Origin of the sequence: Arthrobacter sp. MYb221, assembly GCF_002979835.1 — a bacterium.
Lineage (GTDB): Bacteria > Actinomycetota > Actinomycetes > Actinomycetales > Micrococcaceae > Glutamicibacter.
In genome coordinates, this window is the sequence record NZ_PCPW01000002.1 from 17,769 (window position 1) to 40,010 (window position 22,242).

At 58.9% G+C, this 22,242-nt stretch carries 26 protein-coding genes; 12 read left to right on the plus strand and 14 right to left on the minus strand.

Annotated elements, in window-relative coordinates; genetic code table 11:
• Positions 1-6: 6 nt before the first annotated feature.
• Genes CQ015_RS02340 through CQ015_RS02355 form a run of 4 tightly spaced genes read right to left on the minus strand, consistent with a single transcriptional unit; the run spans position 7 to position 3,183 of the window.
• Positions 7-909, minus strand: coding sequence for an ABC transporter substrate-binding protein (locus tag CQ015_RS02340; protein ID WP_105554700.1), 903 nt, complete (start codon positions 907-909; stop codon positions 7-9).
• Positions 906-1,676 carry an ABC transporter permease gene (locus CQ015_RS02345; RefSeq protein ID WP_105649283.1) on the minus strand — a complete coding sequence of 257 codons (771 nt, stop codon included), beginning with the start codon at positions 1,674-1,676 and terminating at the stop codon, positions 906-908. Before CQ015_RS02345 ends, CQ015_RS02340 begins: the two co-directional genes overlap by 4 nt.
• Positions 1,673-2,359: an ABC transporter permease gene (locus tag CQ015_RS02350; RefSeq protein WP_105649284.1), complete on the minus strand. Its 687-nt coding sequence runs from the start codon at positions 2,357-2,359 to the stop codon at positions 1,673-1,675. Before CQ015_RS02350 ends, CQ015_RS02345 begins: the two co-directional genes overlap by 4 nt.
• Positions 2,356-3,183 carry an ABC transporter ATP-binding protein gene (locus CQ015_RS02355; RefSeq protein WP_105649285.1) on the minus strand — a complete coding sequence of 276 codons (828 nt, stop codon included), beginning with the start codon at positions 3,181-3,183 and terminating at the stop codon, positions 2,356-2,358. The genes CQ015_RS02350 and CQ015_RS02355 overlap by 4 nt, the downstream gene beginning before the upstream one ends.
• 220 nt (positions 3,184-3,403) lie before the next feature.
• On the opposite strand from CQ015_RS02355, the gene CQ015_RS02360 reads away from it, so the two are divergent.
• The gene (locus tag CQ015_RS02360; protein ID WP_141393589.1) at positions 3,404-3,715 is read left to right on the plus strand and encodes a hypothetical protein; all 312 of its coding nucleotides are present in this window, start codon (positions 3,404-3,406) and stop codon (positions 3,713-3,715) included.
• Here CQ015_RS02360 and CQ015_RS02365 read toward each other — a convergent pair.
• The 5 genes from CQ015_RS02365 to dapA form a co-directional block, all read right to left on the minus strand.
• The gene (locus tag CQ015_RS02365) at positions 3,712-4,230 is read right to left on the minus strand and encodes a hypothetical protein (protein WP_105649286.1); all 519 of its coding nucleotides are present in this window, start codon (positions 4,228-4,230) and stop codon (positions 3,712-3,714) included. The two genes, CQ015_RS02360 and CQ015_RS02365, sit on opposite strands and share 4 nt — an antisense overlap.
• 78 nt (positions 4,231-4,308) lie before the next feature.
• A complete protein-coding gene (locus CQ015_RS02370) occupies positions 4,309-4,815 on the minus strand; it encodes a hypothetical protein (RefSeq protein ID WP_096288133.1) in 507 nt (168 codons plus the stop codon).
• Positions 4,816-4,897: 82 nt separating this feature from the next.
• A complete protein-coding gene (locus tag CQ015_RS19215; protein ID WP_255248509.1) occupies positions 4,898-5,020 on the minus strand; it encodes a hypothetical protein in 123 nt (40 codons plus the stop codon).
• An 86-nt stretch (positions 5,021-5,106) separates the two neighbouring features.
• Positions 5,107-6,774, minus strand: coding sequence for a ribonuclease J (locus CQ015_RS02375; RefSeq protein ID WP_374954802.1), 1,668 nt, complete (start codon positions 6,772-6,774; stop codon positions 5,107-5,109).
• Positions 6,775-6,832: 58 nt separating this feature from the next.
• Positions 6,833-7,744: a 4-hydroxy-tetrahydrodipicolinate synthase gene (gene dapA, locus CQ015_RS02380; protein ID WP_105554706.1), complete on the minus strand. Its 912-nt coding sequence runs from the start codon at positions 7,742-7,744 to the stop codon at positions 6,833-6,835.
• 66 nt (positions 7,745-7,810) lie between these two features.
• On the opposite strand from dapA, the gene CQ015_RS02385 reads away from it, so the two are divergent.
• Both CQ015_RS02385 and CQ015_RS02390 read left to right on the plus strand, forming a co-directional pair.
• Complete coding sequence (locus CQ015_RS02385) at positions 7,811-8,983, plus strand: heparan-alpha-glucosaminide N-acetyltransferase domain-containing protein (RefSeq protein WP_181148510.1); 1,173 nt, start codon at positions 7,811-7,813, stop codon at positions 8,981-8,983.
• Between the two features lie 80 nt (positions 8,984-9,063).
• The gene (locus tag CQ015_RS02390) at positions 9,064-9,939 is read left to right on the plus strand and encodes a hypothetical protein (protein WP_096288149.1); all 876 of its coding nucleotides are present in this window, start codon (positions 9,064-9,066) and stop codon (positions 9,937-9,939) included.
• Between the two features lie 90 nt (positions 9,940-10,029).
• On the opposite strand, the gene CQ015_RS02395 is transcribed toward CQ015_RS02390, so the two are convergent.
• Together CQ015_RS02395 and dapB are read right to left on the minus strand one after the other, a co-directional pair.
• Positions 10,030-10,491, minus strand: a complete 462-nt coding sequence (locus tag CQ015_RS02395) for a hypothetical protein (protein ID WP_096288151.1) — start codon at positions 10,489-10,491, stop codon at positions 10,030-10,032.
• Positions 10,488-11,246: a 4-hydroxy-tetrahydrodipicolinate reductase gene (gene dapB, locus CQ015_RS02400; protein WP_096288153.1), complete on the minus strand. Its 759-nt coding sequence runs from the start codon at positions 11,244-11,246 to the stop codon at positions 10,488-10,490. The genes CQ015_RS02395 and dapB overlap by 4 nt, the downstream gene beginning before the upstream one ends.
• Before the next feature lie 196 nt (positions 11,247-11,442).
• Between dapB and CQ015_RS02405 the strand changes: the two genes are divergently transcribed.
• From CQ015_RS02405 to CQ015_RS02415, 3 genes are all read left to right on the plus strand, one after another.
• Positions 11,443-11,850: a hypothetical protein gene (locus CQ015_RS02405; RefSeq protein ID WP_105569991.1), complete on the plus strand. Its 408-nt coding sequence runs from the start codon at positions 11,443-11,445 to the stop codon at positions 11,848-11,850.
• Between the two features lie 182 nt (positions 11,851-12,032).
• Complete coding sequence (locus CQ015_RS02410; RefSeq protein ID WP_258137771.1) at positions 12,033-12,713, plus strand: alpha/beta fold hydrolase; 681 nt, start codon at positions 12,033-12,035, stop codon at positions 12,711-12,713.
• A 122-nt stretch (positions 12,714-12,835) separates the two neighbouring features.
• Positions 12,836-13,282 (plus strand): hypothetical protein, encoded by a 447-nt coding sequence (locus CQ015_RS02415; protein ID WP_096288159.1) that lies wholly within the window; start codon positions 12,836-12,838, stop codon positions 13,280-13,282.
• 83 nt (positions 13,283-13,365) lie between these two features.
• On the opposite strand, the gene CQ015_RS02420 is transcribed toward CQ015_RS02415, so the two are convergent.
• Both CQ015_RS02420 and CQ015_RS02425 read right to left on the minus strand, forming a co-directional pair.
• Positions 13,366-14,736 (minus strand): M16 family metallopeptidase, encoded by a 1,371-nt coding sequence (locus tag CQ015_RS02420; protein ID WP_374954803.1) that lies wholly within the window; start codon positions 14,734-14,736, stop codon positions 13,366-13,368.
• A 627-nt stretch (positions 14,737-15,363) separates the two neighbouring features.
• Positions 15,364-15,855: an S-ribosylhomocysteine lyase gene (locus CQ015_RS02425; protein ID WP_105554711.1), complete on the minus strand. Its 492-nt coding sequence runs from the start codon at positions 15,853-15,855 to the stop codon at positions 15,364-15,366.
• Between the two features lie 144 nt (positions 15,856-15,999).
• Between CQ015_RS02425 and CQ015_RS02430 the strand changes: the two genes are divergently transcribed.
• On the plus strand, positions 16,000-16,581 hold the full coding sequence (locus tag CQ015_RS02430) for a purine-nucleoside phosphorylase (protein WP_105554712.1): 582 nt from the start codon (positions 16,000-16,002) through the stop codon (positions 16,579-16,581).
• 162 nt (positions 16,582-16,743) lie between these two features.
• A complete protein-coding gene (locus tag CQ015_RS02435; protein ID WP_105554713.1) occupies positions 16,744-17,616 on the plus strand; it encodes a PaaX family transcriptional regulator C-terminal domain-containing protein in 873 nt (290 codons plus the stop codon).
• A gap of 91 nt (positions 17,617-17,707) precedes the next feature.
• Here CQ015_RS02435 and CQ015_RS02440 read toward each other — a convergent pair whose 3' ends face one another.
• Complete coding sequence (locus CQ015_RS02440; RefSeq protein ID WP_105554714.1) at positions 17,708-18,127, minus strand: RidA family protein; 420 nt, start codon at positions 18,125-18,127, stop codon at positions 17,708-17,710.
• A gap of 145 nt (positions 18,128-18,272) precedes the next feature.
• Between CQ015_RS02440 and CQ015_RS02445 the strand changes: the two genes are divergently transcribed.
• The 4 genes from CQ015_RS02445 to CQ015_RS02460 are packed head-to-tail and all read left to right on the plus strand — an operon-like array spanning position 18,273 to position 22,213.
• Positions 18,273-19,133, plus strand: a complete 861-nt coding sequence (locus CQ015_RS02445; protein ID WP_105554715.1) for a fumarylacetoacetate hydrolase family protein — start codon at positions 18,273-18,275, stop codon at positions 19,131-19,133.
• 41 nt (positions 19,134-19,174) lie between these two features.
• On the plus strand, positions 19,175-19,657 hold the full coding sequence (locus CQ015_RS02450) for a cupin domain-containing protein (RefSeq protein WP_105554716.1): 483 nt from the start codon (positions 19,175-19,177) through the stop codon (positions 19,655-19,657).
• Positions 19,654-20,547, plus strand: coding sequence for an acyl-CoA thioesterase II (locus CQ015_RS02455; RefSeq protein WP_105554717.1), 894 nt, complete (start codon positions 19,654-19,656; stop codon positions 20,545-20,547). Before CQ015_RS02450 ends, CQ015_RS02455 begins: the two co-directional genes overlap by 4 nt.
• A 34-nt stretch (positions 20,548-20,581) precedes the next feature.
• A complete protein-coding gene (locus tag CQ015_RS02460; protein WP_105649287.1) occupies positions 20,582-22,213 on the plus strand; it encodes an AMP-binding protein in 1,632 nt (543 codons plus the stop codon).
• Positions 22,214-22,242: the final 29 nt, after the last annotated feature.

The following is a 22,242-nucleotide window of genomic DNA, read 5'->3' on the forward strand; positions in this document are numbered from 1 at the left end:
CTGGCATTAAAGCCCTTCAGCGGTCAACCAGGCCGAAGCGATATCGGCGGCCGACTTCTGGTCAACGGTGCTTTGCACATTCAACTCAACCAGGGTCTCGGCACTCAGCTTTTCGCTAACCGGGTTGAGCACCTCGGCCAGATCCGCTGACAGCTCGGCGGAGACCACCGGAACGACGTTCGAAGCCAGGAACAGCGACTCGGGATCTTCTAGCACCACGAGATCTTCGGTCTTGATGCGCGGGTCGGCGGTGAACACGTTGGCAATGTTCACCGTGCCGGCGACCAGATCTTCAACGGTGGTGTCGCCGGTCCCGGAGAAGTCAGCCTTCACCCTATAGACGCTTTCGAGCCCCTTAGGGCCGTAGGGGCGTTCGGCAAGCTCCGGTGGCCCGCCGAGGGTCAACGGCTCGCTAACATTCGCCAAGTCCTTGATGGACTTCAGGTTATTTTCCTCAGCAAACGCCCGGGTCACGGTGTAGGAGTCCTGGTCAGAGGCCTCGGCCGCTTCAAGGACCGCCAGAGAATCCGGAAGCTCCGACGTCAGCTCGGTGTAGACCTCATCGGCGGCACGCGCTTCGGTGTCTTCCTTGAAGAATTGCAGCAGATTGCCGGTGTACTCGGGGAACACATCGATACTGCCCTCTTCGAGCTGAGGCATGTACGCGTCCCGCTGACCAATGCTGTACTTGCGTTCCACCTCTTTGCCGGCACCTTCCAGCGCCTGGGCGTAGATCTCGGCAACGATCTCATTCGAGTAGTAGGCCTGCGAGCCGACAACAATCGTTTCTCCGCCGCCTTGTTCGGCGTTGCTCTCGGTTGCCAGCGGGTCTCCCCCTGCGCAACCAGCCAAGACAAGACTGCCGGCCAGCATTGCGGCTGCGCTCGGGATAGTGCGTTTCAGTTTCATGGCTTTTCCCTTTCCTGGGATGTCGAGTGATCTATTTTCGGGTTTGCATCTTCACCGGCGGTTTTGTCTGGGGCGAGCTTGCGCGGTGCCTTCTTCCTAGCTTTTCCCAGGCCCTCCGGAACTGCCGTCTTTTGAATCACGGCGAACAACAGGTCCAGGAGCAGCGCAAGCACCGCCACCATGAGCGCTCCGCCGAGAACCATGTCGAAGCGCCGCAGATTCAGCCCGGTAATAATTGGCAGGCCCAGCCCGCCAAGGTTCACGTAGGCCGCGATGGTCACCGTTGCGACCACTTGCAGCATGGCTGACCGGATTCCGCCTACGAGCAGCGGCAGGCCGAGCGGGATTTCAACCTTGAAGAGGATCTGCCACTCGGTCATCCCCATAGACCGAGCCGCGTCAAGGGTCTTGCGGTCTATGGCTTCAAACCCCGTATAGGCTCCGGCCAGCAGCGAAGGGATGGCCAGTAGAACAAAGGCGACCATGGCTGCTTCGGGTTTGTGCAGCACGCCAAAGAGCAGCACCAATAAGATCAGCAGGCCGAAAGAAGGTATCGCACGGGCGACACCCGCGGCGCCCACGGCGATCTCGCGCCCAATACCGGTGTGCCCGATCGCCCAACCGGCAGGGATGGCAATGACTCCCGCAAGAAGCACCGCCGCCACCGTGAACAGCAGATGCTGGCCAAGCAATGCCTGCAGTCCCCCGCTGCCTTCCCACTGCTCTGGCGCGGAAATCCATTCAAGTGCCTTGGCAATCAGGTTCATAGCGACACCCGCATTCTGGCCGCATGCGTAGCTTTTCGCTTTGGTTGCTTAATTTGACGTGTCCAAGGCATCAGCCATCGTCCGAGGAGGACTAAGAACAAGTCGATGGCCAGGGCAATCAAGGCCACCGCAAGGATCCCCGAAAAGACTTCTTCGATGATGCGCCGCTGGAGGCCGTTCGTGAACAGGTATCCCAGGTTCGTCACACCCACCAAGATTCCCACGGTCGCTAGCGAGATGGTGCTGACCGCGGTGACGCGCAGTCCGGCGAGAATCACCGGACCGGCAAGCGGCAGGTCCACCGCGAAAAACCGGCGCCCGGGCCCGTAGCCCACGGCAGTTGCGGCCGCGCGCGCGGCAGGGTCTACGGAGTCCAGTCCGTCCACGACGCCGCGGACCATAATCGCAATCGCGTAAATGCTCAGTGCCACGATCAGGTTGGCTTCACTGATCGCGCTCATTCCGGTGAGCACAGGCAGGAGCATCAGCAACGCGAGCGAGGGGATGGTGTAGAGCAGGCCGGTGGTTGTCACAACCGGTCCGCGAACGATTCGAAATCGCCAAGCTACCCAGCCCAGCGGGATGGAAAGCAGGAACCCGATGACGATCGCTATCAGGCTCTGCCGCAAGTGCTCTAGCGACAGCGACCCGATGAGTCCCAGATTCTCGAGTATCCAGTTCACGCCTTGGATCCGTCCTCGACGAGTCTTCCCTGGGTCCGGCCTTGGGAATCCACGAGCACGGCACCGTGGGGCGTATTTTTGACGCTCAGTGCTCTGGCTCCACGGTCTGTGCCGATGAAAGAAGCCACGAACTCGTTGGCTGGGTTTTCAATGATTTCGCTCGGGCTACCCACCTGCAGCTTCTGCGCACCGGCGGACAGGATCACCACCTGGTCGCCGAGGAGGAATGCCTCATCGATATCATGGGTGACGAAGACAATCGTCTTATCAAGTTCTTGTTGCAGCCGAATCAGTTCCTGCTGCAGTTCGGCGCGCACAATGGGATCGACGGCACCGAAGGGCTCATCCATGAGCAAAATATTCGGGTCAGAAGCCAAGCCACGGGCCACTCCGACACGTTGCTGCTGGCCTCCGGATAACTGGTGCGGGTATCGGTCAGCCATGGTTGAGGGCAGGCCTACGGTCTCCATAAGTTCCAGTGCCCGGGTTCGGGCAACCCTGCGAGATTTGCCTTCGAGCCGGGGAACCGTGGCGATGTTCTCTGCCACGGTGAAATGCGGGAGAAGCCCCGAGTTCTGCATGACGTAGCCGATACTGCGGCGCAGGCCCACCGCGGGCTTTGTGGATACATCCTGGTCGTCTATGCGGACCGTGCCGGCACTGGGGTCAACCATGCGATTGATCATGCGCAGCAATGTCGTCTTGCCGCAACCAGAGGAACCCACGAATACGGTGGTGCGATGGGCTGGAATCGTCAAGCTGAAGTCCTCAACAGCCGTGGTGCCGTCTGGATAGTGCTTGGAAACGGTATCAAATTCGATCATGCACTGTTGCTCCCCACTAGCTCGTTGTGATCAGCTGCGTCGTGCCTGTGCATACATTGGCTCCTTGCGGTGGCGTTGAGCCTAATTCTGCCCTAAAAATCCGATGACGGCACGGCAGACTACGAACTGATTTTCACTCGATCTTCGAGACAACATGCACTAAACCTTCAAGCCACATTAGGATCGACATAAACATAGTTACTACTTTTGGAGGAATATCTTGCTTATCCCCGCCGTTGCCCTAGCTTCCCTCTCGCTGACCACCGGGATATTAACGGCCTCTGCGCCAGCAGTGACTGGCCCCGAAACAGAAATACTGACAGAAATGTGGGATTCGGTGCTGACCCTCGATGCGGCCACCGGGCTAGCCCTTGACGAAAACATGCAGCAGGAATGGGTCTCAATGACGGTCGTGGACGTCCAAACAGGAAAAATTCTAAGTGAGACTACACTGACTCCTGGGCATGCAGGAACTCCGGTCCAGGTTCCGATATCGGTTCTTCCGCTTCGAGATCGCTTGGGCTGGAATTAGTCGCTTTTCGTCGAAGACGGAATGCTCCGACCTCCACAACCTTTCGCTGGACGGAGCTTTGCCTGTTTCCATCGCACGATCATCGTTCTGATAAGCGCCACGAAGGACAGCGGGATCACCATTGCCCCGGCAGCCAGCGATAGATCAGCGGTGATTCGGAATACTCCAGCCTCAGGGAAAACATCGCTCAGCAGCAGTGCCCATATGGTGCTTGGAATAATTCCCAGAGCTAGCGAGAGCAACGTGAACAGCAGAACGCTCACCCGAGTTGAAACGACGAATCCAAGGAACGCCATCAACCCAGCGAATCCGAGCCACGGCAGCAGCGGGAAACCCAGTGCAAACCACAAACCCGCGTCGAGATAAGTCCACCAAGGGGCACGGGCAAGCAACGGATCCACGACAAGCAACAAGATCGCCCATCCTGATCCGCAAAGCAGCGGCAGAAATCGCCATTTGTTTTTTGTTATCAGTTGATTGTTCCCGACACCGCGCGTTTGCTCAGAGATCTCCACGGATTCGTTCCTGTCGGGTTTTGAAAGTCTTAGTGATTGGACCTGCACCGAGGAGATGCGCTTCGATTGGAGCCTTGCCTATTCCGCGGGTGCTCCCGGCCGTGGCCGAATCGAAGATGCTGCCCTTCGTTGCGCTAGCCCACGAATGCTCATCCACGCGATAGCGAAGCACAGTATGAGGAAGGCCAAAGCAGATGCAAGCCCGGATACGAGGTCCAGCGCTTGGGAGAAAATTGCGCCGAGCGCCAGTACCACGAAGACCCCGCCGGCGGCGGAACCGATCGCGCCCATCAGAGCCTGGGAGTTTCCGGTAGCGGCGGGTCGTTTCTTCTCACGAATCGCCAAGGCGATGGTTGCCCCCGTGGCGGGAAAGACCGCGGCGATCGCGCCGATCCACGCGCCGTTGGCCAAGGCCAGCACCAGACCCCCACCAATGCCGGACAGCGAGAACGGTGATTCCTTAGCCAGAATTGGCCAGAAAATTGCGGCGCTGAGCGCGGCGCCAAAAACAATGCCGGCCAGGATCGCCAGCCCGAAGAGCGGCAAAGTGAACGATTCGGCCTTCTGCCCAGCAATTTTCACCATATGGTGATCATATGCGATTGCTATTTGACTTGTCGATATTTAATGCGTTGCAGTGATACGTCAGTCTATGCCGGTTGGTCGTTCAGGTCGTTTGCGCCACGGACCCGAGCTTGGCGATCAGGGAATCCCGCCGCTGCCAGTAGCCGAGCGGGCCCAGCGTGGGTGGCAGCAAGCTGGCTGAACGCTGCGCGCGGAGCGTTAACATGGCCCCAGCATCGGCAGAGAACCTTGCCTTAGATACACGAAATGCCCCAAACCACTGGTGGTTTGGGGCATTTCGAGGATTGAAGCTTACGCTTCGAGCACTACCGGAACGATCATCGGACGGCGGCGCAGCTTGCGCGACACCCACGAACCGATGACGCGGCGCACGATCTGCTGCAGCTGGTGGGTGGAGTGGTTTGGATTATTAGCCACTGCCTCCAAGATCGCTGCGGCGATCTTTGGCTTGATCTCGTTGAAGACCGCATCGTCCTCGGCCACGCCGCGGGCGTGGATGTCTGGCCCGGAGATCAAGGTGCCGTTCTGGCGGTTGATCACGGTGATCACCGAGATGAACCCTTCTTCGCCCAGGGTGACACGGTCCTTGAGGTCCTCGTCGGTGATGGTACCGACCTTGGAACCATCCACGTAGACGTAACCGCATTCGACCTGGCCAACGAGTTCGGCTACGCCGTCCTTGAGGTCAATGACCGAACCGTCTTCCGCGAGGATGACGCTCTCTTCCGGAACACCGGACAGCGCGGCCAAACGGCCATTGGCGATCAGGTGGCGGGTTTCGCCGTGGACCGGAAGAACGTTCTTCGGACGGACGATGTTGTAGCAGTACAACAGCTCACCGGCCGAGGCGTGGCCGGAAACGTGGACCTTGGCCATGCCCTTATGGATGACCTCGGCGCCCAAGCGCATCAGGCCGTTGATCACGCGGAAGACCGCGTTCTCGTTGCCCGGGATGAGGCTGGAGGCCAGGATCACGGTGTCACCCGGGTTGATCTGGACCTTGTGTTCACCGTTGGCCATGCGGGACAGTGCTGCCATCGGCTCACCCTGCGAACCGGTGGACATCAGCACCACCTTGTGATCCGGCAGCTGGTCAACCTGCTTCAAGTCAACAACGACCCCCTGCGGGATGTGCAGGTAGCCGAGGCGCTCGGCGATGCCCATATTGCGCACCATCGAACGGCCGATGAAAGCAACCTTGCGGCCGTGCACGGCTGCAGCATCCAGCACCTGCTGGACGCGGTGCACATGCGAGGAGAAGGAGGCGACGATGATCCGGCGGCGGGCCCGAGCAAACTTCGCTTCCAGCACCGGACCGATTTCGCGTTCGGCGACGGTGAAGCCCGGCACCTCGGCGTTGGTCGAGTCGGTGAGGAACAGGTCCACGCCCTCCTCGCCGAGCTTGGCGAAGTGGCGCAGGTCGGTGATGCGGCCGTCGAGCGGCAGCTGATCCATCTTGAAGTCACCGGTGTGCAGCACGGTACCGGCTTCGGTACGCACGAACACGGCCAGCGCGTCTGGGATCGAGTGGTTCACCGCGACGAATTCGCACTCGAACTCGCCGATCTGAGCCACTTCATTCTCGGTGACCACGTTGGTGATCGCCTTGATGCGGTGCTCGGCCAGCTTGGCTTCGATGAAGGCAAGGGTCAGCTTCGAACCATACAGCGGGATATCTTCGCGCAGACGCAATAGGTACGGAACCGCACCGATGTGGTCTTCGTGGCCGTGGGTGAGCACTACGCCCACCACGTCGTCCAGACGATCCTTGATGTAGGAGAAGTCGGGCAGAATCAGGTCAACGCCCGGCTGGTGCTCTTCGGGGAAGAGCACACCGCAGTCGATGATCAACAGCTTGCCGTTGATCTCGAAAACGGTCATATTGCGGCCGACCTCGCCCAATCCGCCCAGCGGAACGGTACGTAGGGTCCCCTTCTTCAGCTTGGTCGGCTTCTGCATACGCGCAGTATCGGCCTTGCCTACTGAACTTTCAGTCATAAGTGGTTAAGCCCTTTCGTTAAAGATCCCATCCACCTTCACGTAGGTCCGCGCGGATGGCATCGAGTTCTGCGTCCGATGGTGCCAGTAGCGGCAATCGAACGACGGTGTTCGGCAGGACACCCTGCCAGTGAAGTCCATATTTTGCGGCAACTGCGCCCTGAATGTGGCCCATGATGCCGCGCTGGATCGGGTCCAGCTCGAAGTGTGTAGCGCGTGCAGTCGCCAAATCCCCGGCATGCATCGCATCAACAAGCGTACGGTACTTAGCCGCTGCGACGTGAGCCGTCACGGAAACGACACCGGCGGCGCCGGCTGCCATCAGTGGCAAAGTCAGTCCGTCGTCCCCGGAGTACACGTGCAAATCGGTGTTAGCCAGCACGGTGGTGGTCGACTGGTAGTCGGCCTTTGCATCCTTCAACGCAATGACCTGAGGAATCTGCGCTAATTCAATGATAGTTTCCGGGCTCAGCGCGATTCCGGTGCGTCCAGGGATGTCGTACATCATGATCGGCAGGTCAATGGCCTCGGCAATCGCCTTCACGTGGGCGATGATTCCAGCCTGACTTGGCTTGTTGTAATAAGGCGCGGTGACCAGGATGCCGTGAACTCCGGCCTCCTTAGCACCGAGCGACAAACGGATGGAGTGGCGAGTGTCATTAGTTGTGGAACCTGCCAGCACCGCTGCGCGGTCGCCCACCGCATTGACGACGGTGCGGAACATTTCGATGTTCTCTTCGTCGGTGAGCGTCGAGGTCTCCCCGGTAGTGCCGGTGACGACCAGACCGTCGCAGCCTTCATCAACGAGTTTGACAGCCAGCTTGGCGGCGACATCATAGTCAACCTCACCTGCCTCGGTGAAGGGGGTGACCATCGCGGTCAGCACGGTACCGAACGGGAACGACTGATTATCAATTTCACTAGTTGCCATGGCTTAAATCTACACGCGGAAGTGTCTTGATGGCATATTCATGTTGTTCCGTGATGCGATATGTCTATGGACGTGGAAACAAAGGCCCGCAGACTGCCCGGATTAGATGCAGCCAGGGCGCTAGCCATCTTGGGAATGTTTGCCGCCCATATCTTTGATCTCTTCGCCCGCGATGCGACGGGTGCGCTGCAGCCAACCCTGACCGGAGCCGCGGCAAATGGCCGCTCCTCGGTGCTCTTCATGGTGCTCGCCGGTGTTTCGCTGACCTTGTTCGCCCGCGCGCTGGAACGCAAGGGCATGGATCGCAAGTCCTCGTCGCTGGTGCTGCTGCGCCGCGCGGCGGTTATCGCGGCGCTGGGCATGCTGATCGGCCCGGCGAACGAGTCCATCGCGAACATCCTGGTGCACTACGGATTGCTGTTCCTCGTGCTGATCCCGGCGTTATTCGTGCCAGCGAAAGTTCTGTGGGCACTGGCCGGTGGCTGGCTGCTGCTCGCTCCACTCATCTGGCGGCCGCTGGCGGCCGGTGATGCCGGAGCGTCGCTGAACCACAACCCGACCTTCACCGACTTTGCGCACCCGGGATTGCTGCTTGAGGACCTGCTGGTCACCGGGTACTACCCGCTGCTGATCTGGATCGGCTATGGCCTGCTCGGGGTAGCTGTGGGGAAACTTCGACTGGCTAGCCGAGGCACGGTGGCATGGTTGGCAGCTGGCTCGGTAGTCGTCGCGGCGCTAAGCCTGCTCATTGGATGGCTGAAGATCCTGCCTTGGGTCGATGGGATCGGCGCGGTCTCCGGGGTTCCTCGCTCGCAGCTGTTTACCGCGCTGGTCACCGGGCGCTCACCGTCCGGGAACCTCGACTCGTTCATGACTCAATCCGCTTATATTTGGCTTCCCACCGCGCACTCAGGGTCGCTGATTTTCACCATTCATGCAGCCGCCTGCGCCGTTGCGCTCTTGGCGGTATCGCTGCTCTCAATCCCCTATCTGGGCTATTTCGGCCAGCTCATTGCAAGCGCCGGGAGGGCTCCGCTGACACTCTACATCGGTCATTTGATCTTGTTGCCGATGCTGCAGCTGGGGCTCTCGCAGTGGACCCAATGGTGGGTATTGTGCGTGCTGATGCTGCTCACCGCGTTGATCTTGCACCACACCCGTAGGGCAGGCCCGCTGGAAGCTGGAATTCGCTACCTGAGTGAATTGCCGAATGCGGACCACAAAGAGAACCCAAGCTAAGCTCTCCGCCAGTCCCCGAAGGCAAGAAATATGCATCTCGCTATTAGGCCAACTGACAAGGGATTAGTTAGACTTTCCTTATGATCAAACGCGTCCATTCCCGGCAGAGGCTGCATAATATTCCGCTCAAATCTTCGTGCATTTTGCTTGCTCTTGCGCTCATCGGATGCTCTTCGGCGCCCATCGATCCACCGCGCGAATCTTCACCTGCACCGTCCGAATCCCCCGCTGCCCCAAGCCTTCGCGAATTTGATCTTGACAACGCGTTATGGGAATTAAGCGACGGATACGGTTCCGAAGAATCCACAGCGCTTCAGTTCAAGAACGGCAAGGCGAACCTCAACACCGCCGAATACTCCATTGGGGACGTAGTCTATTCGGATATGAACGGCGATGGAGTCGAAGACGCCTTAGCGCCGGTCGAAATGCTAGACGGCAACAGCTTCTCCTCGCTTTGGTTTATCTGGCTAGCGGCCATCGAACAGCCAGAACAATTAATCCACCCTGTAGCGGCCAGCAGAAGCTGCGGTGATTTCATCAATGAGGTGACCGCCATACCCGGTGGCATAGAGATTACGGAAACTCGTCGCACCATCTTCGATGAGGACCGATCATGCGCAGAGGGAGGAACCTGGGAGGAAACGCGAACCATCGCCGTCGAGCAATTTGGCGAGGACAAGATCTGGCTTCCCGTTCAAACGGGCCCCGAACGCGGCTACGGCGGCGTTTGCAATGAAGAACTGCCCGGCGATGTCGTGCCCTTTGACGAGCCCTACTACCTGGCGCCCACGACGGAAGCCAAGGAGGAATTCTCATCTGGTGAGATCCGCGGGATCAGCATTGCTGGACTTGAAGATCAAGGCACTGAGGGCGGAGAACCCGGCGGGTGGCGGCTCTACAACGTGGTGGAGAATGACGACTCCGTAGAGCGCTGCATCTGGCTCCCCATCCACTAGAGCTAGACTTCTGAAATATCTCAATTAAAACGGCAGGAGCTTCGAAACCAAGAGTAGGTTGCGAAGCTCCTGCCGTTTCATGTGTTCAGATCACTTGCTCGTTGTGCTCGCGTTCTTCTCGGCCACGAAGAAATTCACGGCAGTTCGCATCGAAGCTCGTGCACGTTTCCGGTCTCCACTGGCGTCATAAGCCAAAGCCAAGCGGTACCAAGACTTCCAGGATTCAGGATGGGCCTCGACGTCTTGCTTGTGGATCGGGAAGTCAGCGTCAGCAGCTTCTCGCACGAACCTGCCCGAGGGCATGCGGGGCAAGTCTTCCGGCAGTTCGCCGAGTTCTGCGAGAATTTTTCCCATCTTCTCGGTGCGCAGTCCGAAGAGAATCTCGCGGATCAAGATCCACACGCCCAGCGCAGGAATGACGAAGACCGCAACGCCTATGGCGATGGCGATCGGTTCGCCGGTGCGCATGAAGCGCATCGCTTGGGTGAAGGACATGGCAATATACAAAACGAACAGCAGCAGAATGCCGCCTACCCATAGTTTGGTTTTCACTGGCCCAACTCCAAGTAGCCGTCGAGCCCATAGGTAAGCCCTGGGCGCGAGGCGACGGTACGCAGGCCGAGCAGCACCCCTGGCATGAAGGATGCCCGGTCATAAGAATCGTGGCGCAGGGTGAACTGCTCGCCGGGGCCGCCGAAAAGAACTTCCTGATGGGCCACCAGACCGCGCAGACGCACTGAATGTACGTGCACGTCGTCCACGAGGGCGCCTCGGGCACCGTCAAGTTGGGTTTCCGTTGCGTCCGGGCTTTTCGCCACGCCGGCGTCCCTGCGGGCTGCGGCAATCAGCTCGGCGGTGCGCACCGCGGTGCCGCTGGGTGCATCCACCTTGTTGGGGTGGTGCAGTTCGATAATCTCTACCGACTCAAAGTATTTTGCGGCCGTGGCCGCGAAGGCGCTGGCAAGCACCGAACCAAGAGCAAAGTTTGGGGCGATCAGCACACCTGCTTCGGGGTGCTGCGCGAGCAGGTGCTCAAGCTTCGCACGGCGCTCGTCGTCCCACCCGGTGGTTCCCACTACTGCGTGCAAGCCATTCTCCACGGCGAAGCGCACGTTGGCTTCGGTGGCTGTCGGTACCGACAGGTCAACGATGTGGGTTGCGCCTGCCTCAAGAATTTCTTTCAGGTCTGCGCCTCGTCCAAGGCTCGCCACGAGATCCATATCGGCGGCTTCGGAGACGGCTTTAACCGCTTCCGCGCCCATTCGTCCTGCGGCGCCAAGCACCGCAACCTTAATCTGTGCACTCATGGGTTTAAGCCTATCGCCTGTACCCTGCAGGTCTTCGCATCGGTGACGTGATCTGCGCCTGATCCAGTCGCGACGGCACCGCGGGGATCCACCTCCAAGATTTTGCGATCATCTCGAGATATACGGCGTGTAGCTTGTAATTCAATTCTTCACAAGGAAAAATGGAAGACAGGATCTTTCTAGGAGTTGTCAAGTAATGGGGACCGTCCTGAAGCGATGGCGCGCTATCACATTCATCTTATTTGCTGTTGCTTGTGGAACTGTCGCTTGCGGTTCCGGCGATGTACCGACGTCGTTAAGCGATGAAGAGCGCTCTAGGCTCGTTGATCTGCTGGAGCAGGAAAGTTCGTGGATCGAAACGCCATCATGCCAAGTCGAAGTTTTCCGTCAGGACGCCGATACCACCTATGGCTGGGCGACCTGCGTGACCGCAGCCTCGGCACCCGATCAGGAAATAGACCAGGGGCATTCCTACCCTTTCCGTGCCGATGGAGATGAAGTAAGCACTCCCGGTGACGGCAGCGACTACCAAAAAGACATTGAAAAGCTCTTCCCCAAGGAGCTATGGCCGGCAATCGAGCAACACGCGGTGGGTCTGCCTTAAAGCTGCAATGCACTATTGCCCGCGATGATTGGCTATCCTTGATCCTCAGTTAACTGAATACTAGATTTTTCGTGGAATCGTCCGCGGACGGAAGGTTATGTGTGCGGCACGGTTATTTTGGACAGGTCCCGGAGTCTTTGCGCACTCGATTATCGGTGCGCGTGGCCGGCGAAGGTCCGGACGTGGTTCTCATCCACGGGTTGGGAGCTTCAAGCCGCTATTTCACTCCTCTGGCCACGGAGTTGGCCCGTGACCATCGAGTGATTGTGCCCGAGCTACCCGGGCATGGCAAAAATATGGATGATGGACGCCCAGTCAGCGTGGCACGCTTCGCCCACGAAGTGTCCCTAGCGCTGCGCACGCTCAACGTGAAAAATGCGGTGATTCTCGGGCATTCGATGGGGGCACAGGTGTCCATTGAGATTGCACGGACCCGACCCGAACTGCTCGAACACCTCATCATTGCCGCACCCGCGGTCAATGACCGGGAAGACACGCTTTTTCGTCAAGCGCGCCGTTTAATCCAAGACTTCCCTCAAGAGTGGAACGCGGTCAAGGCGATCCTGCTCGTTGACTACCTACGCTGCGGGATTCCGTGGTGGGCTAAGAGCTGCTCGGAAATGCTCGACTACTCGACCATTGATCTGTTGCGCACCGTCCCCGTTCCCGTGGATGTGGTCTGCGGTACGCAAGATTCACTTTCACCGCCTGAATTTGGGCTACGGCTGACGGCTAAGGCCCCGCAGGCGAAACTGACGGTGTTCCAGAACGCTGCTCACGGTTTTAATTACTCGCATTTCGAAGAGCTCGCTGAGCTTGTACGCAAAGCAAAAAATTCGGCTGTTTCAGCGTCAACGTGCTGACGTTCAAAAGCAAGAAGCGTATTGGCGGACTGTCCAAACCTGTATCTCCAACCCCTTGAATTAGAGTTTCGCTCGGCATAGGGTTGCCCTGAGAAACATCAACCCAGCATGTGAGGTAAGCGATGAGGCGCACTCTGCGAACATTTGCAGCCGCGGCAGCGCTTACCCTGGCAGCCACGACTCTGGCGGTTCCCGCACAGGCCTACGAGAGCTACAACATGGACAATTCTTGGGCGAAAAGCAGCGGTAAAGTATGGCGCGATGACAATCGAAGCATCGGTTTCAATCTGGCGCTCACCGATGACAATCGCGATGGCAAGTGCGTCTACTACCAATACCAGGGAGTACGCAACAATGCTCCGGATACCGGATGGTCCCGGCTGACCACCAACGTGTGTGGTGCGGGAACGACAAAATACTATCGAGACGATTCCAAGCGCGTCATTCCGTACTATTCGCTCACCGTCAACGGGTTCCGCGTGCGAGCCTGCAAGGCAATCAACAACGCTCCCGACACTTGCACCGCGGCCTCGTACGTCGCCACTCGAGGCAAATACAACAAGGGATAGCGTTTTTCCGGCACAAATGAAGGGACGCCAGGTCAAGCAACATTTAGTGCGACCTCGCGTCCCTGCAAATTCTCTGCTTGCGTTTAGCGTCCGAGCGCCTGCGCCGACTCGAATGGGCCAACCACGGTGATGGTCCGCTCCTTGGCCGCAAGCTCTTGAGCCAATGCCTGTACGTCCTTGGTGGTGACCGCGTTTACGCGGCTCAGCGCCTCATCTATGTCCTGGAATTCGCCGGTGACCATCTCGGCCCGACCCAGACGCGACATACGGCTTCCCGGGTCTTCCAGTGCCAACACCGTTCCGCCGGCGAGCTGGCCTTGGGCCTGAGCCAGCTCGGAATCGGTGATGCCGTCGCTTGCCAAACGGTCCAGCTCGGATTCGAGCAAGCCGATGACTTCCCCGGCTTTTGCCGGTGAGCAACCTGCGTACATGCCGAAGTAACCGGCATCCGTGTATGCGGCCGAGAATGAATAAGTGGAGTAGGCAAGACCGCGCTTTTCACGGATTTCTTGGAAGAGTCGTGAACTCATGCCGCCGCCGAGGACCGCGTTGAGGACCGCGAGGACCTGACGCCGGTCGTCTTGTCCGCTAATGCCAGGGCAGCCGATGATGATGCTGGCCTGCTCGACCGGACGGTTGATGACTTCTATGCCGGGTACCGAAACGATCTGTGCCGGTTCCGAAGAACGGCGAGGCTCGGGCACGGCCATGGGATCTAGGTCCCAGCCAGCCTCGGACAACGAAGTGAGCACCATGGAGCACAATTCATCATGGTTCAGCGAACCAGCTGCGGTGATGATCACTTCGCTCGGGCGGTAGTGGGCCCGGTAGTGTTCCATCACTGCCTCGCGGGAGATCTCCATGATCTCGGCCGGGGTTCCGCCTATCGGGCGAGCCAGCGGATGATCGCCCAAAACCTTGGCGACGAAGCGTTCGTGGGCGACCTCGGTGGCGTCGTCGGCGTCCATGGCAAGTTCCTCGATGATCACCCCGCGCTCCTGCTCCAGCTCCAGCGGATCGATTACCGCGGAAGTCACCATGTCCGCGATGACATCCATCGCCATCGGCAGATCAGTGTCCAGCACTCGCGCGTAGTAGCAGGTTGATTCCTTCGCCGTCGCGGCGTTCGATTCGCCACCTACCGCGTCAAAGGACTGAGCTATTTCAAGTGCGGTGCGCTTCTTGGTTCCCTTGAACAGCAGATGCTCCAAGAAATGCGTCGAGCCGTAGTGTCCGGCTTCTTCATCTCGGGATCCCACCGGGACCCAGAAACCAACGGTGGTCGAACGCTGGCCTGGCATGGCTTCGGTCAGTACACGGACGCCTCCCGGAAGAATGCTGCGGCGAACTTCCGCGCCACCTTCACCGCGGTGGACCAGCGAGGGGTCAGCCGGGTCAATCGGAGAGAACTGTTGAGCCTCTACCGAGTGCAATGGCAACGGAATCATGACCACAGAGAAACATCCTTAAATCATTGGGTCCCGGAGCCTTGGTCCGGGCAGAACATTGTCCCTATTCTCCCACAGCCCCGCAGTCGAATACGTGGAACTAGGGGCAACCTCTCAATTGCTGGCCGCGCTTCATTTTCAAGGCTTTCCGAAGATACGTCGCCTAAGCAGCCCGACTCGAAGCAACGGCAATCAAGGTCCGGCTCACCAACAGGTGAGCCGGACCTTGAGTGAAACGCATCGACAGACGGAGTTGAGAGCCAAGAACCTGCCGCTGGTTCAGCTGCTCAGCTATCGCTAGGCGTGGTCGGATCAAACGGTGGTCGAATGCTGGGACCGCCCGGGTCGGGTCGGTCAGGTGGAGTAGTCGGATCTGGAGGAGCGGCGGGAGTCGTTGGATGGTCCGGCACGTTCGGCCGCGGTGGCTCGGCAGGAGATGGCCAGCCTGGTTCTCTCGGAAAATCTGGATCGGTTGATTCCATATTATTTTCCCCTTAGCTCCGGTGAACGATTCCCCGCTATTGCGGCTATCCGTCCATTCAAATACTCCACGCAGGATATTTCAATAGCCACGAAGGGATCCGGTGCGCACAAACTAAGGCAGTGAGCAGAGAAACTATGCGATGCCGCCGGCTATGCGATGTTGGTACGGTCAAACGCGTCGAGGCTGATGCCCTGCTCCAAGATCAATTTGGCCCATTCCTTGGCCGAGTGCAGGCTGTGGTCACGGTAGTTGCCGCAGCTGACTGCCTCGGTGCCCGGAACATCATCCCAGGTGACGCGCTCTGCCAGATCTTCCAGGGAAGATTTGATCGCCGCGGCAACTTCTTCAGGCGTTGGCTCGCCCCATGCGATGAGATGGAACCCGGTACGGCAACCAAAAGGCGAGAAATCGATCAGGCCCTCGAAACGGGTACGGATCAGGCCGGCCAGCGTGTGCTCGATAGTGTGCAGGCCCGCAGTAGGGATCTCACCATGATTAGGCTGGACAAAACGGATGTCGTAGTTGGAGATGGCGTCCCCCTTGGGACCATGGTCCACCCCGATGCGACGCACGTAGGGGGCCTTGACCTTGGTGTGGTCCAGGGCGAAACTTTCGACTTCGGCAAGTTCAATATCACTCATAGTTTCAGTCTATCCGCTCCCCCGTGAGCAAAATCGAAAAACTTCATCGTCCGTAACCGATAAACTCTGATGCGAACACTGGTTGCTCTTTCACCGTATTTTCCAGCCCGTGCCAAAGACTTGTTTGTTGTTGAGAGGAACCCAATGTCGGATCAGAAGACCCTGCTTGTATTCGCGCACAGTGACGAAGCCTCAGCTTTTACGGACGTACCGCATGTGGTCTCGGGGGTAGGCAAGGTCAACGCCTCGGTAGCTCTTGCCGGTGCGCTCGCCGAGGGCAACGTTGAGCGAGTAATCGTTTTGGGCACCGCCGGTGTCGTCGGCAGCGCCGACGAAGACCGCCCCAGCTTGGACACGATCTATCAGGTCACCCGATTGATCCAGCACGACTTCCCATTGGCCTCGGCCGACGTAGTGCCTGCCGGTGAGATCCTGCTGCCAGATACGCAGGCGACCATGGCCACCGGCGACGTATTTGTCAGCAATGACGAGCAGCGCACGCACATCTCCGGGCTGAACGCGGCTTTGGTGGATATGGAGGGCTACGCCTATGCCAGCATGTGCCAGCGGTTCGACGTTCCGCTGCAGATCTTCAAGGTGCCATCGGACTACGCCGACAGCGCCACCAGCATGGATGACTGGGATGCGATTGTCGTGGCCAAGAGCGTTCAGCTTCGCGAGTTCTATGATGCGCACCTGAGCTCGGCAATCGACGCCGCTAAATAATACTGAGGGCTCAAGAGCTGGGCGGTTTCGTCGGACAGGTGAGCGGCTGAACATCGGCTGCGGCCGATGAGCCGAACACCAGGCGCAATCCCGTTGCCTTGCGTTCTCTCACCTGCGGTTCGCACTAGAATCGAACCACATGCATCGAACGGAGAAAGTTTCATGACGGCACCGTCAAACGCACGTGTCAGTGCAGGAGACCTCTCTGTGCCTCGTCATCATCAGTTGATTGTCTCGCTGTTCGGACTTTATGCTCGCCAGCACGGTGGAGCGCTGCCGGTGGCCACGATCATCACGTTGATGCAGGATGTGGGAGTTGAATCAGCCGGAACTCGCTCCTCGATATCTCGGTTGAAAAAACGGGGAGTCATCGAGAGCATTCAGGTGCGAGGCCGAAGCGGGTACTCGTTGGCTGAATCGGTATTGACCACTTTCGCCGAAGGCGATGAGCGCATCTTCCATCCGCGCCGGGCCACGGCCCAAGACCGCTGGCTGCTGGCGACGTTTACCGTGCCCGAAACCCAGCGGAATATTCGGCATAAAATCCGCTCTTCGCTGGTGCGGATGGGCTTCGGTTCGGTGGTTCCAGGACTATGGATTGCCCCAGAACATGCCAAGGACGCGGCATTGGCCTATTTCTCCCGGCACGGCTTGAATGAGTATTTCGAGTTTTTCCTTGCCGAGCACATCGGCGGTGCGCAAATTCAGAAGAATCTTGATTCGTGGTGGGATCTGGACTCACTCGATCAGCTTTATTCTGAATTTTTGAACGAAAATCGCGGCAGGTTGGAAAGCTGGCGGCAACGCGTCGGCAGCGGGGACAGCAATGAGCTTGAGGCTCGGGCATTCGCAGATCATTTGATTCTGCTGACCCAGTGGCGCCGGCTCCCCTATTCCGACCCCGGGCTGCCGGCAGAACTGCTCCCAGATGGATGGAATGCGTTAAAGGCCGAGGATCTATTCCACGACCTGCACACTCTCTTGGCGCCAATGGCGGCCCGCCATGCCCAACGTGTGATCGGTGCGGAAGACTGATACAACCCGTATAAATTAACCGAGCTCCCCACGCAAGCAAAGGACCACGAAATCACCCGGTGATTTCGTGGTCCTTTGCTGTTTCTAGTGCCTAGTTGCGATCCTGAATCACCGCGACGCCCTGAATTTCGATCAGCGCTTCCTTCTGCCACAGGCGCGTGACACCAACTCCGGCCATGGCCGGGTACTCGGTGCCAGCCATTTCACGCCACAGTCGGCCAATTTCGCGGCCATTGGCCATGTAGTCATCAACGTCGGTGAGGTAAATGGTGACGCTTACCAGGTCCTCCGGGTGCCCGCCCGCTTCAACCAGAGTGGTCAGCACGTTGGAGAACACCTGCTTGAACTGCTCGACAATTCCGCCGGGAACGATATTCATGTCCTTGTCCAGGGCAGTCTGTCCGCCAAGGTAGACCGTGTCTCCGGCTTTCATTCCATGGGCATAGCCAGAGGGCTTCGCCATGGAAGCCGGGTTGATCGTCTCATTGCGGTGAAGCTTGGTTTCAGTCATGTCCTGCTCCTGTTCCGGGCCAATCAAATTTGCCCCATTTGGCTCTAGCGCCATCTTTGTGATGCGTGCTACATTGAGCTTACGTGACGGCAGTAAAAAAGTCGACACATAGATTCAGTGCCGAACGACCAAGGGGAACACACTAATGAAACTCGCAACGATTCAAGCTGGAGGGAAGTCCCTGGCCGCGATCCAGGTTGCTCAGGGCTACCTCCCGCTTCCAGCCAGCAATCTCAGCGAGCTTTTGAAAGAAGAGGCTTGGTTCACCACCGCCTCCCGGATACTTGAAAATCACGGCGAGGACTCACTGATCCCAACCGACGAAGTTCAGCTGCTTAACCCGGTTCCCGCGCCCTCCAAGGTGATCTGCTGTGGCCTGAACTACGCGGATCACATCTTGGAGATGGGACGCGAACTTCCTCAATACCCCACCTTGTTCGCCAAGTTCGCCGACACCCTCACCGGCCCGGATTCGGAAATCATCAGCACCGTCTCAAGCGACGTTGATTGGGAAGCCGAACTTGCGGTAGTGATCGGAGCCGAGATCTCCAACGCCTCCGAAGAAGAAGCCACAGCCGCCATTGCCGGCTACACCGTGGCCAACGATATTTCGATGCGCGATTGGCAGCGCCGCACACTGCAATGGTTCCAAGGCAAAGCCTTCGACGGCACGACGCCGCTGGGCCCGGTGCTCGCCACTGCCGAAGAAATCGACCCGGAGATGGGCGTAGAGGTCATTTGCCGAATTAATGGCGAAGAAGTCCAACGCGGCAACACCTCAACTTTTGTCTACTCAGCGGCCCGGCTCATCGCCTACATCTCCGAATTCACCACGTTGCGTCCCGGCGACATCGTGCTGACCGGGACGCCTGGCGGAGTCGGCATGGGCATGAATCCACCACGCTTCCTCTGCGACGGAGACGAGCTCCAAACAGAAATTCCAGGAATCGGAACCCTAATAAACCGCTTCCGGCTACGCGTGGACGTTCCGGCGGCAACACATTAATAGCCAACTATCAAGCATCATTCATTTCGAAGGAGAACACCATGACTGAAGCACCAATGACCTACCGCACCGAAGGCGACAATTCGATCTACGCCTCCGAAAATGGCCAGGTCGTCCCTGTGGTCACCCGCGCCGGATCGGAAGACACCAATACCGCGCAGTCCGGGGATTGCATCCGCGTTTCGGGTGTGAGCATCCAGCACACGCCCGCCACGAAGATCTGGTTCGGTCAGGTCTCCAATGTGCCTGGCTACCGCTCCTTGCCTCATCATCACGGCGAAGCTGAAACTGGCGGCTACGTGTTGCGCGGCCATGGCCGGATCTACTTCGGCGAAAACTATGAACAGTACGCAGATATGAAGGCCGGAGACTGGGTCTTCGTCCCGCCCTTCATGCCGCATGTGGAAGCGAATATGTCGGTAACCGAGGAGCTGGTGTGGCTCACCGCGCGTACCCCGGAAAACATCGTGGTGAACTTGCCCGATGTTTCCGACGACTCGCTGGAAGGATACCGCCGAGCATGAACACCACCGCACTTTCCGCGCAAGTATTCCTCGACGCCATCGAACTCACCCAGTGCGAGGCCGAAGTCTTCGACCAGGCGTTCACCGCGGTTCCGCAGTACGTTCCATGGCCCAAGGCCTACGGCGGAGACATGGTTGCCCAAGGCGCGTTGTCCCTGATGAAATCGGTGGACACCGATCGTTCCCTGCACTCGATGCACTCGTACTTCTTGCGCCCAGTGGATATGCACCAGGCGGTGCGCTACGAGGTGGAGCATTTGCGCGATGGACGCGGATATTCCACCCGTCAGGTACGCGCGTTCCAGAATGGCAAACCCGTCTTTGCGGCGTTGGGCTCTTTCCACGTCCCCGAAGACGGTGCCGAATATTCCCAGGACGCTCCGGGCGAATCGCTGGATCTAGATCCGGAAACGCTGGCAAGCGCTGCCGACGTCCTGCAGGGAGTCGAAAGCGATGCCGCCAAGTACTGGGCCGGCGGACGGAGCTTCGATATGCGCCACGTGCCCGAGCCAATCTATCTACCCGGTGAGCGTGAAAAAACCGCCAAGCAGGCCGTATGGATCCGCGCGTTCTCGCCCCTTCCGGATGACGCCATCATCCAGAAGTCGGCCCTGGCCTACGTCTGCGACTACACCATCTTGGAGCCGATCATGCGCAGCCTCGGGCTGAGCTGGGCAGACCAGGGTCTGGTGACGGCCAGCCTGGATCACTCCATGTGGTTCCACCGGGAAGGCCGCATGGACGATTGGGTGCTGTATGCCCAAGAAGCCGTGTCCAGCCAAAATAACCGCGGTCTGGCCCTTGGGCGTTTTTACACCCGCGAAGGAAAGCTCTTGGCCACCGTCGCCCAAGAAGGGATGATCCGCCCCGCGCGGACCACCACTGACTAGGACATCCGAACGAATCACCAAACGGAGTTGCCTTATGGAACTATCACCCTCAGCTCATGAAGATACCTTCACCCGAGACCACCTCCCTCCACGGGAGCTGTGGCCGACAATGGAATTCACCTTGCCCGAGCTGCAATACCCGGAACGGATGAATGCCGCGCAGGTCCTGATCGACCAGACCGTGGCGGATTTCGGCGCGGATCGCACCGCGCTGCTGGCTCCGGATGGCACCAGGCTTTCCTACGGCGAGTTGCAACGCCAGGCCAATCAGGTTGCCCAGGTGCTGGTCGAGGACTATGGCCTGCGTCCCGGAAACCGGGTGATGCTGCGCGGGCCGAATAATTCCTGGCTCGTCGCCTCCTGGCTTGGCGTGCTCAAGGCCGGCGGAGTAGTGGTCACCACGATGGCTGCGCTGCGTGCCGCGGAGATCAGCAAGTTGGCCGAGCTGACGCGCCCGTTGCTGCTCATCACCGATCACCGTTTCGCCGACGACGCGCGGCAGGCTAGCAACGGCGGGTATCCGGTCCTCAGCTACGGCGGCGCGGGCAACGATGACCTGGTCAAGCTAGCCGAGCGCAAATCAGGTGATTTTACTGCGGTGGATACGGCCGCCGACGATGTGGCATTGCTTGGACCGACCTCGGGCACCACCGGCGTTCCCAAGATCACCATGCATTTCCACCGCGATGTGCTGGCCAACGCGGACACCTTTGCCCGCTACATCCTCCAACCCACCCAGGATGACGTCTTTGCGGGGTCTCCCCCATTGGCATTCACCTTCGGCCTCGGTGGCCTGGTCGTATTCCCTTTCCGCTTCGGTGCCAGCTCGCTGCTGACCGAACGAGCCACACCGGTGGAGCTAGCCGAGTATTCCCATCAAGCCGGTGCGACCATCTTGTTCACCGCTCCCACCGCTTATCGCGCGATCCTCAAAAACGGCAAAGAGGAGCTGCTCAAGCCGCTGCGCGTCGCGGTTTCCGCCGGGGAACATCTGCCGGCAGAAACCTGGCATCAGGTCAAGGACGCCACGGGGCTGGAATTGGTCAATGGCATTGGCGCGACCGAGCTGCTGCACGTCTTCGTTTCCGCAGCGGGTCAGGACATCAGGCCCGGCGCCACCGGCAAAGCGATTCCTGGCTTCCGAGCAACGGTCCTGGACGAAGCTGGCAACGAAGCCGCTCCGAACGAGCCAGGCCGGTTGGCGGTCATCGGGCCTACCGGATGCCGCTATCTCGATGACGAGAGGCAGCATAACTACATCTGCAACGGCTGGAATATCACCGGAGACATCTTCTACAAAGACGAAGATGGCTACTTTGTGTATCAAGCGCGCAGCGACAACATGATCGTCTCCTCCGGCTACAACATCGGTGGACCGGAGGTCGAACAGGCCCTCGACCAGCACCCGGACGTGCTGGAGAACGCCGTGATCGCCCGCCCGGATCCAAACCGCGGATCGATCGTTTGCGCCTTCGTGGTCCTCGTCGAAGGTGCCGAGGCCAGCGATGCGAAGGTCAAGGAATTGCAAGACTTCGTCAAAGCCACGATCGCACCTTACAAGTACCCGCGCGAGGTCCGTTTTGTTACGGAGCTGCCGCGCAATCCCAGCGGCAAGCTGCAGCATTTCAAGCTCCGTGAAGCGGCCAACGGATCACCGGTCGCTTAACCCCCTAATAACTTATCTGGGCCTTGCCG